This is a genomic window from Streptomyces sp. NBC_01451, from assembly GCF_036227485.1.
In the GTDB taxonomy this organism is placed as follows: domain Bacteria; phylum Actinomycetota; class Actinomycetes; order Streptomycetales; family Streptomycetaceae; genus Streptomyces.
This window is the reverse complement of record NZ_CP109479.1, coordinates 10,106,091-10,119,027: the sequence shown is the minus strand read 5'-3', so window position 1 is coordinate 10,119,027 and position 12,937 is coordinate 10,106,091. Positions and strand designations below refer to the sequence as shown.

Annotated in this window: 8 protein-coding genes and 3 pseudogenes; 6 read left to right on the top strand and 5 right to left on the bottom strand. The window is 68.5% G+C overall.

The annotated features are described in order from the left end of the window. Positions 1 to 577 precede the first annotated feature (577 nt). The 5 genes and pseudogenes from OG595_RS44585 to OG595_RS44555 all read right to left on the bottom strand — a co-directional run. Positions 578 to 1,327, bottom strand: a complete 750-nt coding sequence (locus OG595_RS44585; RefSeq protein WP_329282521.1) for a helix-turn-helix transcriptional regulator — start codon at positions 1,325 to 1,327, stop codon at positions 578 to 580. Positions 1,328 to 1,495: 168 nt separating this feature from the next. Then, a complete protein-coding gene (locus OG595_RS44580) occupies positions 1,496 to 3,052 on the bottom strand; it encodes an RICIN domain-containing protein (RefSeq protein ID WP_329282519.1) in 1,557 nt (518 codons plus the stop codon). A 372-nt stretch (positions 3,053 to 3,424) separates the two neighbouring features. Beyond that, positions 3,425 to 4,499, bottom strand: a pseudogene (locus tag OG595_RS45585) (IS630 family transposase). A 692-nt stretch (positions 4,500 to 5,191) separates the two neighbouring features. Further along, on the bottom strand, positions 5,192 to 6,115 hold the full coding sequence (locus tag OG595_RS44560) for an ISAs1 family transposase (RefSeq protein WP_329282511.1): 924 nt from the start codon (positions 6,113 to 6,115) through the stop codon (positions 5,192 to 5,194). Positions 6,116 to 6,126: 11 nt separating this feature from the next. Beyond that, positions 6,127 to 6,312: pseudogene (locus tag OG595_RS44555) on the bottom strand (transposase family protein); the annotation flags it as partial. Positions 6,313 to 7,484: 1,172 nt separating this feature from the next. Between OG595_RS44555 and OG595_RS44550 the strand changes: the two are divergent. The 6 genes and pseudogenes from OG595_RS44550 to OG595_RS45580 all read left to right on the top strand — a co-directional run. Continuing rightward, positions 7,485 to 8,033, top strand: a complete 549-nt coding sequence (locus OG595_RS44550; RefSeq protein ID WP_329282509.1) for a winged helix-turn-helix transcriptional regulator — start codon at positions 7,485 to 7,487, stop codon at positions 8,031 to 8,033. Positions 8,034 to 8,246: 213 nt separating this feature from the next. Beyond that, positions 8,247 to 8,825, top strand: a complete 579-nt coding sequence (locus OG595_RS44545) for a DUF3060 domain-containing protein (protein ID WP_329282508.1) — start codon at positions 8,247 to 8,249, stop codon at positions 8,823 to 8,825. A 367-nt stretch (positions 8,826 to 9,192) separates the two neighbouring features. Next, positions 9,193 to 9,612 (top strand): transposase, encoded by a 420-nt coding sequence (locus tag OG595_RS44540; RefSeq protein WP_329282506.1) that lies wholly within the window; start codon positions 9,193 to 9,195, stop codon positions 9,610 to 9,612. 33 nt (positions 9,613 to 9,645) lie between these two features. Beyond that, positions 9,646 to 10,182: a site-specific integrase gene (locus OG595_RS44535; RefSeq protein ID WP_329282504.1), complete on the top strand. Its 537-nt coding sequence runs from the start codon at positions 9,646 to 9,648 to the stop codon at positions 10,180 to 10,182. Continuing rightward, on the top strand, positions 10,101 to 10,763 hold the full coding sequence (locus OG595_RS44530) for a tyrosine-type recombinase/integrase (protein ID WP_329283634.1): 663 nt from the start codon (positions 10,101 to 10,103) through the stop codon (positions 10,761 to 10,763). Before OG595_RS44535 ends, OG595_RS44530 begins: the two co-directional genes overlap by 82 nt. 164 nt (positions 10,764 to 10,927) lie before the next feature. Beyond that, a pseudogene (locus OG595_RS45580) lies at positions 10,928 to 12,604 on the top strand (tyrosine-type recombinase/integrase); the annotation flags it as partial. Positions 12,605 to 12,937: the final 333 nt, after the last annotated feature.

Sequence of the window (12,937 nt, the reverse complement as noted above, 5' to 3'; positions counted from 1 at the left end):
CCCGCGGCGTTTCCTGCGGACGCAGAGGCGGCCGGACCGGCGACTGCCGCGCATGCGAACATCCGCTCGACGACGAAGCGGAGTCCGCCCGTGCCCTTGACCGCCGCCGAACAGAAAGCCGGAGCAGCGACAAACGACGTCAGGCCCCGGCGAAGGATCTCCGGGGCGACACGAGAAGGAGCCCGGGCCGAGACCCCGTCCTCCCGGGCCGACGCCGGAGTCCTGTCCGCACACGCCGGTCAGCGCGCGGCGGGCCACTGCGCGCGATGCCGGGCACCGGACGACGGGGATCGACGGGGAATCCGGCCTGCCGCCCGCGCGCGGAAAAGGACGGCGGCGAGGCGGACACGCCGCGCACACGCACTCATCCCGAGACCCCGTGCCGGTACGACGGGAGTGCGCCCCGGAGCCCAGGGAACGCAGCGGCCGCTCAGCCGTCCGGTGATCCTGGACCGGTGCCGTCCGCCGCGGGTGCGCGGCGGCACGGAGGCAGGAGCGGCAAGCGAGAGCGGGACGACCGGGCGAAAAGCCCGGTTCGAGGTCCACATCGGGCGGGACAAAGAGCGGCCGGAGTGGTTCACCTACGCCGGACGCTCTCTCCTGTACGAGCGGCCGGGGCCGGGGCCGCGCCCAGCCATCGCAGCACCGCGTCCGTACTCCCCCGGGCGTCCAGCTTGCCGTAGATGTTGCTGAGGTAGTTGCGGACCGTCTTCTCGCTCAGCCGCAGCCGCAGGCCGATCTCCTGGGCGCCCAGACCGGTCGCCAGCAACTCCATGATCTGCCGCTCCCGCGGCGAGAGCCGACTGCGCATCCGCTCGGCCGCCGCCCCGGCCCTGGCAGGGGACGTGTCCCCGAGCCCCTTCCCGGACGCCCCCCGCTCCCCCTCCGCCAGGGCCGCGCACGCGGCCGGCGAGAGATAGCTGTGCCCGATCGCCGCCGCCACGACCGCCGCGACCAGCATGCAGCCGCAGTAGTCCTCAGCGACCAGATAGCCCGCTCCGCTCCGGAACACCTCCACCACGGTCCGCGTGTCCCGCCGGGGACTGACCACAACCACCGGAACACGCACGGCTCCCATGGCGCCCGTCAGTTCCCCAAGCGCCCTCGCCGGATCCTCGCACCGCAGGACGACGACGTCCACCGCGCCCGGCTCCCCCAGCTCACGGTAGGGCGGGACCACCCGCACCACCCGCCCGTCCCGCCCGCCGTCGGGGTCCGGCCGCCCCCACAGCGGCCACTGCCCCTCGGCACCGGCCAGCGCGACAGACAGCCCGGGAAAGACCGAGGGCACCGCCGAGGAACAGACGACGACTGGGGAGACGCACACCGTGTATGTCCTTCCACCGGAACCGTGACACCCCTAGGTACGTGTCTCATTCTGGATCTGTTCAAAAACTCGAAGACATCCAGACTGATGTCAGGCGGATCATCCTCCGACCGCACGCGGCCTCCGCCCAAACCCCCGCAGCCCGCCGCCCGGCCGTTTCCCGGCCGCTCACTCCGCCCTGGCGCCGCCGGACACGGACTGGTCCGACGCGAACACCCAGATCTCCCCCGCCACCCCGGACCTCGTCCTGACCACGACGTCCGCCCCGGCACGGAGCGAGGCAGGCACCACGGCCAGCTCGCCGCCCCCGTGGGGCAGCAGCTCGCCCCGGACGGTGAGGTCGTAGCGGACCCCGTCGGCGTAGGCCCTGACACAGCCGGAGAGAGCGACGTTCCCGTCGTCGGCGCGGGAGTCCAGGCACAGGCTGGGGTCGGCGACGCTGCGCAGCAGCCCGTCGTACTCGTACGACCACCGCTGGGCCCCGGCGGACGAGCACACCGCCAGCCGGGTCCCCGCGCCGGCCACGACCCTCTCTCCCCGGACGTCCAGGCACAGACCCGTGGCGACATGGCGCAGCCGGCCGCGTTCCGCCACCCGGGAACGGCCGGCGGGAGCGGCCGGCGCCGATCCGTCGGCCCGCGGCGGGAAGGCCGGCCCGGGTCCGGCGGAGCCCGGCGAAGCGGGAGCCAGGCCGGCCGAGTAGCCGCTCGCCTCGCCCCACGTGGCCGCCGGCACCGTGTTCCCGTCCGACCAGCCGCGGGCGCCGAGCACGCTCGCGAGCAGCGCGAAGGATATGACGCCGACTCCGACGGCCACGGCCCGTCCCCGTCGCCATGGCCCGGCGGACCGCCCGCCGGGCCATGGCAGACGGGCCCCGACCCGATGACGGCCAACGCCACCGGTCCGCCCGCCGTCCTGGACCGCCTGGTCGCGCAGGAAGCTGCCCCGGCCGCCGCGCCCCGGGCGGGAGTAGAGATAACGCCGGGCTCCCCGGCCCAGGACCGCCTCGGCAAGGACAGTGCCGAGTTCGCTTCTGGAACGGCCGAGCTGGTCCGCGGTGCAACGGCAGTGAGGGCACGTCGACAGATGCTGCCTGACATCGGGCAACAGGGCGCCGCCCCGGCGGATCAGGACGTCGAGGAGACGGCTGTAAGAGCGGCATTCATCGGTCGGCGCAAGTTCGCGATGGGCCTGTACACAGGACGCCCAGAACTGGTCGCGGGCCTGCTCCAGCGCCGCCGAAGCACTGGCGGCGTCCACCCCCACCAGCCTGGCCGGTACGCGCAGAGGCTCGGCCTCGACCTCGGTGTGCCACAGCAGGCACTGGGCCGCTCTCGGCAGAGCGCCAAACGACCGCTCGGCCAGTTGCCGCCTTTCAGATGCCCGCGCCTTCTCCCCACGTGGACCACGCGCACCGACGGGCTCGCGGAGTTCCGGAAAGCGCGCCGATACACCGTCCCCGGCAGACCACTCCCGGACCGTTTCCCCTACCGACACGAGAAGTTGGGGCCGCAACGCCCGATTCGACCCACCGCGTTCGAGTACCCCCAGTACGCGATAGAAGGCCGACGTGGCCACCGTGGCGGCAAGGTCTCTCTCGGCCTCGGCCGCGAGGCAGATGACCGCGTAGTCGTACGCCGCCTGCCAGTGCCGCGCCAGCAGCACCGCGACAGCGTACGCGCTCTCACCCTCCGCCCCTCCACGCAGCCGCGCGGCGAGGTTCATGTCGGAGTCGGACGGGCCCGCGCCAGGACGCGGAGGGCAGGACGGACGCGGGGGGTGGGGGGATCGCACAGAACCCATTCCTTCCAAACGGCAGGACGGCACCAGGAAAATTGCGCGTCCACCGGAAAGCAGGTACATGATTGGCGCATACCTACGACTCGTCAGTTGTGGGGACTTCGGGTCGGCCCGGCATGGAATCCCGCACGGGAGAAAAGGTGGGTCGGACCTTCACCCGGCACGAGTCCGATCACAGTCGCACAGACATCCGACAGCAAACAAGCAGTTCAGATGATCAAAGTTTGACATGGCGTCAATCAATGCGCGTCACCCGACGATATTCGCACCAGCATGCGACATACTGACTTCGGCGTATTAGGGTCCGTCCGGTCTGTCGAGAGCGAGCCCTGTTCCGGTGAGGAATCCGCCGAGGATGCTGTGCCGGTACTGCAGCGCCTTGAGCCGCCTGCGGAGCAGGGTCTCCAGCTCGTTGAGGGTGCGGGCGGCCAGGTTGGCGAGGCTTCGCTTGATGTGCGCCCACAGGCCCTCGACCGGGTTGAGGTGGGGCGCATACCCGGGCAACAGGATCACTGTCAGCCAGCCCCGGCCACGAGCGTCTTCATCGTCTTGGAGGTGTGGGTGCTCAGCCGGTCCCACACCACGATCAGCGGGGCCTTGAGCAGGTGGTGGGCGCCGTCCAGCAGGCGGATGTAGTCGCTCTCGCCGAGCGAGCGGCGCTCGCCCTTGCGCCCGGTATGCCGGCGCAGCCGGTAGCACATTCGGGCGGGCAGGCCGGGCCGGTAGCACAGCAGCCCGGCCACCGAGAGCCGCCCCCGGCTGCGGCCGGACACCTTGACCCTCGGGGTGATGCCGCGTCGGCCCCAGGTACGGCCCTTGGGCGGCCGGCCGGTCACGCCCGCTTCGTCCTCGAAGCAGAGGAACGCGCCGGTCGCCGCCCGGAGGGTTTTACCTCCCGCCAGGTCGCCTCCCGCCATGCGGTGACCGCGTCCTCGTCGCGTTCGGCGGCGGGCCGGGCGGGCATCTGCACGCTGGAGCCCATCCGGTGCAGCAGCCGGGTCACTCCGGAGACGCTGCAGGAGAGGTGGAGCTTCCGCCCGATCAGCGTGCGGACCCTCGCGGCGGTCCACACCTGGTCGTCCGCCCAGCCAGGCGTGGCCGGCCCTTCTTCCAGCCGGACGGCGAGCTTGGCCCGCAGATCGGGGCCGAGCCGGCAGTCGTAGCCCGGGGGCCCCTGGGAACGCAGCGCGTCCCGCCCGCCCCACACCCAGGCGCGGCGCCACTGGCAGACCGACTTCTCACTCACCCGTAACTCCCGGGCGACGCACGGGACTTTCACGTATCCCTCGAAGAGGTCAGCGGCCCGCATGCGTACCTCTTCGCGGCGCTTGCGCTGCTCGGCGGTCAGCCCGCCCCCGTCCGGATACCGCATACTTCCGGGCCACCAGCCAAGACGGGCCCTGCCACCAGACCCGACGAAGACCCAGACGCTAAAACGCCAAGGTCAGTACACACCCCGCCCAGGCTCCGGGCTGCATCCAGGAGCACCCAGGCGGCCGAGAATCCCCCGGCATGCGGAAGGCACCGACCAGCCGGTCAGCCGGTCAGGGCGGGTTGACAGGGATTCACGTTCGTTCGTTCGGCCGCTGCCCGCCCGGCGCAGCACTTCTCCTCGAACTCGACGGGACCGAGGCAGCCCAGCCGTTTCCGGACACGCCGGCTGCCGCAGAAGCCGTCGACACACCCGAAGAACGCGAGGCTCGCCCCACCCCGCGTGATGAAAGAGCGGCCACGGATGCATTCAGCATGGATGAGCATCCACAGGCTCTCCACGAAGGCACTGCCGCACAAGCCCCCCGACAGATCCCATACAAACCTCAACACCCACCCACAGAACTCAAGTTACCCGTCTCACGGACGCGCATGGACACCCGCGGCCGGCATAGCGGACGAGCGTGCCAGGCTCGACCCCGCGGAACACGAGGACGTACTCGAACATGGTCAGCACCAGGCCGGCATCCACCCGGGCAGACGTCTCCCAGGCCACAACCCAGGGTCTTTGAGAAATGATCTTGTGTCCGGGTTCGTCATGCCAGCCCGAGGGCGGTGAGGGGCCGTAGGTGGTCACGGGCGGTGCGGCGGAGGGCGGCTGCGATGTTGGTGTGGCCGTCCTGGCGGTGGATACCTATGGAGAGGTTGCGCAGGCCGGCCATGACGCGGGGGGAGGCGGCGGGTGCGGGTCTTGGAGGCGTCCTCGTGGAAGGTGCGGTCGCGGACGTGGTGCAGCTGGTTCTCGATGCGCCAGTGGCCACGGATCCAGGTGGCGAGTTCGCTGCCCGTGGCCGCACCGGGTGGCAGGCTCGTGACCAGGTAGATCCGCTCGATCGTCAGTTTGCCCGTGCCCAGATCGCGTCTCCAGCGCACGACTTGGAGGGCCTGGCGGGCGTGGGGGTAGTCGAGGTGGGCGAACGTGGCGGTCTTCAGACGGCGGATCTCGTCGCGGTGGTGGGCCCGTCCGCGTTCGTAATGGTCCAGGCGGACGTCGCGCCAGGGCAGGCGCCGGACGCTCTCGTGGAGAGCGGGGTGGTTCCTTTTCACCACGGCGAGGTAGTGGGCTCCGCGTTTGTGCAGGTAGGTGGCGTGGTCGTGCTGGGTGTGCAGGGCGTCGGCGGTGATGACGGCGCTGGTCAGATCGATGCTGTCCAGGAGTGGAGCGAAGGCCGGGATCTCGTTGCTCTTCCCGTCGATCTGTCGTTGGGCGAGGACCTGGCCGCTGTGCATCATCGCTGCGATCAGGGCGACGGCCGGCTGTTTCGTGGTGCGGGAACCGCGGACAGTCCTGCCGTCGATGGCGATGATCTTCCGTCCCGAAGCTGGGGTCTTGCGTTCCTGGAGGAAGTGTCCGATGGCGCGGTCCAGTGCGTCACCGTCCGCGGCGGCCAGGACGAGGCGGATGGTCGTGGCATGGGCGGGCGGATCAGGCCGGTCAGCGGATCGGGCCGGAAGCCGAGCAGGGCCAGGACGCGCTGTGGGCCGTCGGCGACCCACTCGCCGATCGCTGTGATCGAGGCAGCGCCGGCCAGAACGGCGGCGGCCGCAGCGGTGAGCAGGGCTGTCCATGGGTGACGGATACCTCGACGGGCTCGCGGGTCAGGCACCGTGGCTAGATAATTCCGCAGGTCAGCGACTGTTTTCAGTGGGGCAGGGTCGGAGGCGTCCCCCAGTTGCTGGAGACATGACGGCATGCGGGAAGATGGGCGCGCAGTCATGGACTCGCTCGGTGGTCATACGGACTCGACACCCACATGATCACCAGCATCCATGCCTGTCCTGCATCCAGGGTCGCTGCCGACAGAAGCTGACAAGACGTCACATCCGTCGCTCAGCAGGCGAACCACCCACCTCAAGATTTCTCAAGGGCCCTGCCTGCTGCACCAGGCACGCAGCCGGACCTCCGGCACAGGTCCTTTCAATGGCCCGCCAGCGATGCGAGAGAAACGGCCTGAGGTGAGAGCTCCATTCGAAGAGAGCCGGTTACGATCTTCACTTCTGCAGTTTCGATCCCAGGTCGATTTACAGGACTCGTTCCGGCCCGTTCGGATTGATTTCCAGTTGCCTCTGATTTCCTGTTGCGAGGGATTTATCAGGACAACCCTACGGACTCCCTGTCCGGAAATTTCGTGGCCCCTCAACAGGTTCTTCGACGAGCTGATCGGTCTGCGCTCACGTGAGGGTATGGCGGCCGTCGAAGAGGACGCAGAACTTGTTGAGTCCAGTCTTCCAGCGGTTGCTCCAGCGTCGGCGTCGGCGGCCGGTGGAGGGCGACGGCGGCCCGGCAGGGCGACGGTCTCGTTGGGAAAGTGTCCGCACGCCCGGGCCGCGCGCCGGCGATCGAGCTCCTCCCGGCGACGCGGCGGGCCCCCGGCTCGCCGCTGTTGAGCAGCGGATTCCGGTTTCGCGCGTGTCGCGCCGCAGGCACGGTCCAACTGCTGCCTGACCAGGGCCGGCCTCAGCGCGGGGGTCGCCGGCGTTCACATAAAAGAACTTCGGAAGCGATTCTACGTTTGACAGCGTAGCCTATTCGTGCTCAATTAATTTCGATATCTTGCCGCTCGATCACAAATCCGTCGCTCATGTCAAGCGCGAAAACAATCACACGAGGGAGGGCGCCCGTCGCCGAGAACCGAGGTGTTACTGTTCATTCGGTCCCGAAACGGGCTCGTATGCCGCATGCGACTCCATCAACAATCGCGCAACAGAGCTTGACAACAACGCCCGCAGTTATACCCATCCCACTGTCTGGAATCTCCCGGACTTTCAATTTAGGTTCCATTCAGGCGGGTGCCGATGCGACGGGAGCTGTCCAGGCAACTGACACCTCGGCATCGCGGTCATCGTGATCGCCGCGGCCTAACTGATGATGGTCCTCGACAACACCATCACCAACATCGCCCTGTCCTCCGTCCAGAGCGACCTCGGCGTCTCCGACGCGAATCCAGCCTGGATCGTCAGGACGGCCAAAACGAAGTGCGGCGCGAGGCATCGCGTCGTGATGCCAAGCTCCCACGGAGAAGGGACAGCCATCATGAACACCCCGCGCTGCACTGAGCGGGAGCACCGGTCCGGCACACTGCGGCTGCCCGAATCTCTTCTGGCCGCTGATCAGGCCCTCGCCCATCTGGGCAGGCCCTGGAACAGCCTGGTCATCGCGGCCTTGGCCAAAGGGCCAGCCGACTTCGCACAGGTTCGCGATCGAATCCCCGGCATCGGCGACCGCATGCTCGCCGAACGCCTCAGGGAACTGGCCACGGTTGACCTCGTGACCCGAACTGTCGCACCGGACCCGTCCTCGCCAACCCTCTACGCACTCTCAGTGCACGGCAATGCCTTTCTCATTCCCCTCGCTGCCGTGCTCGTGTGGGCGGAGGACCACTTCCCTACAACCGGCACACCAGCGTCGGACTAACCATCGTGCAGATCGTCATATTCCATTACCGCGCAGGGGCAGGCCGCGGCGGTTCCGGGAGCGGCGACAGTGCGACATCCACAGCCGACCGGTGCCAGCGCTCCAGCGCGTTGCACGCGCCAGTGACCTGGCTCTCCGCTCTGTACACAGACGCCTATAGGAAAACCGGCCCCCGGGCGGCTGCAAAATCACCCCCGAAAGGGAAATCCCGCCATGCGTAAAGCGACACTGCTTTCCCGCACCCTCATCGCTCTGGCACTCTCGGTCATGGCCGGATGCGCCGACAACGCGTCGGAAACGGCTCCGGCCCCGAGCACCGGGACGGCGACAAGTAGCCCCGGCGGGGCGCACGCCGATGACGGCACCGGTTCGGCCCCTGCCGGTTCGAAGAGCACCTCGGGCTCAACCGCGACCGCTGTCGGCGGCCGTGACACAGCACTCACCATCGGCAGCAGTTACAGCACGCGGGCCACCGACTGCACAGGCCGCGACATCGTCATCGAAGGCCAGGCGAACTCCATCGGACTCACCGGACGATGCGGAACGGTCACCATCGGCGGCAGGTTCAACATCGTCACCGTCGAGACTGCCGACACTATCAGGATCACGGGCAACTCCAGCACGGTGATCACTGAGACAGTCGGCGCCATCCGTCTGGACGGTGCCACCTTCGTCACCGTGCGCTGGGTCAACGGCACCGACGGCAAGGAGCCCACTGTTTCCGGTAACGGCAGGTCCTGCACCGTGGCCAAGATCAGCGGACAGGAGTACGAGAGCCGGATCAGGCCCTGACATGATCAGGGCACACGACTGTGCAACTCCGCGAGGACCAACGATCCTGCTGAGCTTATCCTACCTTTCAAGCGTGGGTCTGAGCTGGTCCTTCGTAAGAAGCCGTATCTCAACCGATCATGGAACGTGGGGGTCGAACAGGTTTCCCGCCGGGGTGATCTTCCCGTTGTGCGCGCATGAAGACACGGCCTCTCGGTAGCTCGGGGATGCGAATCTGACCGAGCAGTGCCGGGAGGCCCTGGTGTCGTTGTTGTACGCGTCCGAGCCCGTCCAGTTCAACTCGGCTGCACCATCGTGTGACTGCCTCGCGCACGTGTACGGCAACGCGGCAGATCATCCTGATCGGGTGCGCCGGTATCCGTCGGACATGACGGACGAGGAATGGACGGCCGTCCGGCCGTTGCTGCCGCTGCCGGCCTGGCTGAAGGGCAGGGGCGGGCAGCCCGAGGGCTACTGCCACCGCCAGCTGCTGGACGCGATCCGCTACCTCGTCGCGGGCGGGATCTCGTGGCGGGCGATGCCCGCGGACTTCCCCGCATGGGGCCGCGTCTACGCCTTCTTCCGCCGGTGGCGCGAGCACGGGCTGATCGCCGAGTTCCACGATCGGCTGCGCGGACGGGTGCGTGAGCGGGAGGGCCGTGAGGCCGGGCCAACGGCGGGGATCATCGACGCGCAGTCGGTGAAGGCCGCGGCCTCGGTGCCGGCCGCCTCACGCGGCTGGGACGGCGGGAAGAAGGTGGACGGTCGTTATCTTGAGCCCGCACAAGCGTGTCCTTCATGTGCGTGAAGCACTCTGAAAGTCCCCCAACTCCCGTGGTGGATGCGGTTATCTGCCGCCGTCCAACACGGAAGGGGCGGATGCGCGATGCGCGTACAGAGGGTGCTGGCACCCGGGTCGACGACGGAGTCGTGGACGCTGCTGGGGGATGATTTGCGGCCGGTCGATCCGGTGGAGTCGTTCCTGGCCTACCTGACGGCGGTCGAGCGGTCGCCGAACACCGTCAAGGCGTACGCCCATGACCTGAAGGACTGGTGGGTCTACCTCGACGGCCGCGGCCTGGGCTGGAAGTCGGTGGACCTGGAGGCGGTGGCCGCGTTCGTGGCCTGGCTGCGGCTGCCGCCCCTGGCCCGGAGCGGGGGCGGTGGCGGTGCTGCCGACGGTCGAGCATCACTGCACGGCTTCCAGCGTGAACCGCAAGCTCGCCGCGGTCAGCACGTTCTACGAGTTTCACGCCCGCAGCGGCATCGAGGTCGCCGACCTGCTACAAGCCGTTCCTGCAGTACATCGCCTCCGGCAGGCCCGAGCGGACCAGGACCATCAAGCTCAAGTCCGGCCGGAAGCGTCCCCGTGTCCTGACCCCCGTCCAGGCCCAGAAGATCCTGGACGGTTGCGAACACCTGCGGGACCGGCTGCTGTTCGCCCTGCTGCTGGACACCGGGGTCCGCATCGGCGAGGCCCTGGGGTTGCGGCACGACGACATCGAGATCGCCGAGAAGCAGGTGACCGTGGTGCCGCGGGCCAACGACAATCGGGCCCGCGCGAAGGCCGGTCGCACGCGATCCATCCCGGCGAGCGCGGAGTTGATGCGGTTGTACTCCGACTACCTGCACCGCGAGTACGGCGCCCTGGACTCCGACTACGTCTTCGTGAACCTCTTCGCCGAACCCCACGGCCACCCATGGGCCTACCCGGCTGTCTATGACCTGGTCAGAAGGCTGCGGAAGACCACCGGTATCGCGTTCGAGCCCCATCAGTACCGCCACACCTACGCCACCTGGCTTCTGCGTCGCGGCGCCGGCATGGAGAGTGTCAAGGAACTCCTCGGACACGCCTCGATCAGCACCACGATCGACACCTACGGTCACCTGACCGTCGAGGACGCCCGCCGCACCCTGGAGGAAGCTGGCTGGTTCACCGGACGGGAGGTGAGGCTGTGACCCTCAATGCCTTGCCTGCCGGTCACGGCCGGGCCGGACTGCTGGAGAAGCTCCTGGCTGCAGTCCGGGCCGAGTTCCGCACCGAGATCTACCGTCCGGCCCCCGACGACCCGGTGTTTGTCGCTCCGGCCTGCAGTGTTGCCGACTGCGACCGCGTCGTCAGCATGCGCGGGCTCTGCAACGGCCACGTGATCCGCTGGCGCCACCGCGGCAGCCCAGAGATGGATGACTTTCTTGCCGATCCCGGGCTGCCCGTTCGCGGGCGCCAGGCCCTGTCGGTCTGCAAGATCGCCGGTTGCCGCTACGGGAACTTCGGCAAGGGCTTGTGCTGCAAGCACTATGACCGGTGGGTTCGGGCCGGACGGCCCAGTCCGGACGTCTGGGATGCGCCGAATCTGATCGTGCCCGATGCCGGGCCGGCCGAGTGCCGACTGTCGTTCTGCACCCTGTGGGCGGAGGGTCCGCAGAAGATCTTCTGCCGCAGTCATCACGAGCGGTGGACGAACGCCGGCCGCCCGGATCCTGAACGGTTCGTCACGGACTGCGAGTTGACCGGCAGCCCGCACATCGACCTGCGCGACCTGCCCCGCCAGCTGACCTTGGAATTTCAGTACGGGCTGCAGTGCCGGGCCGACGCCCACCGCCGCACGACACCGCCCCGCATCGTGGCACAGGCCGTCCGGCTCGCCCGAGCCGCCGATGTGTCCTCCCTGCTCGACCTCACAGAAGAGCAATGGCGGCACGACGCGGCCTCGGGCCGGGTCCGTGAGCCGGTGCTCTTCCTGATCGAGGTCCGTGACGCCGTCGAGGTCTTGCGCGACGGCACAGGCTGGGAGAGTGAGTTTCCGAAGGATGTATGGCGGCTGGAGCGGCTCCCGGGCATCACCACCCCGGCCACCGCCACCGCCCCCAGACCACGAGTCCGGCTGCACTTCGAGCGCATCGGACAGCTGTGGCTGCGTGACTTGGCCAAACGATGGCTGCGGCTGAGGCTGACCAGCGGGCTGAGCACCACCGCGGCCCACACCGGCCTGGACGCGCTGGTCTGCTTCGGCGACTTCCTCGCACACGTCGGCGTCGGCCGTCTCGCCGACATCAGCCGGCCGCTGCTGGAACGTCATCTCGCTCACGTCGCTTCCCAGCCTGGCGGACACGGTCTGAAGAAGGGCCGGATCAGCAACCTGAACCTGTTCTTCCAGGCCATCCGGCAACACCGCTGGGACGACTCTCTGCCAGGAACCGCCGCGTTCTATCCCGGCGACATCCCGCCGGAGCCGGCCGCCACGGTCTCCCGGCGGCTGGCCGAGCACGTCATGGCCCAGGTCGAATCCGAGGACAACCTGGACCGCTGGGACAACCCGTCCGGCCGCCTGATCACACTCATCCTCATCCGCGGCGGTCTGCGGATCTCCAGCGTCATCTGCCTGGACTTCGACTGCCTCCTCCACGACGGCCAAGACGCCCCCTACCTGCGGTATTTCAACACCAAGATGAAGCGCGAGGCAGCCGTCCCGATCGACGAGGAGCTCGAGCAGGCCATCCGTGACCATCAACAGCGGGTCCTTCAACGCTGGCCCCAGGGCACCGGCGTCCTCTTCCCCCGGCCACACGCAAACGCCTCGGGACGGCTGCGGATGTCCGACGGCAGCTACCGGCAGATGCTCCGCCGCTGGCTGGCGACCTGCGACATTCACAACGAGCATGGCCGCCCCGTCCGCTTGACGCCCCATCAGTGGCGGCACACGTTCGCCTGCCGGCTGATCAATCGGGACGTCCCTCAGGAAGTCGTACGGGTTCTCCTCGATCACGAATCGTCACGGATGACCGCCCATTACGCGCGGATCACCGACCAGACCGTCCGGCGCCGCTGGGAAGCGGCAATGAAGGTCAACATCAAGGGCGAGCACGTCTCCCTCGACGTCAACGGGCCGCTCGGTCAGGCGCAATGGGCCAAGACCCGCTACGGCGTCGCCACCCAGACCCTGCCAAACGGCTACTGCGGGCTGCCTGTCCAGAAGACCTGCCCTCATGCGAACGCCTGCCTGACCTGCCCGGTCTTCCTCACCGGGCCCGAGTTCCTGCCCGAACTCCGCGATCAGCACACCCGCACCCTGACGCTGATCGACAACGCCACCGGCTGCGGGCACACCCGCGTCGCCGAGATGAACCAGCAG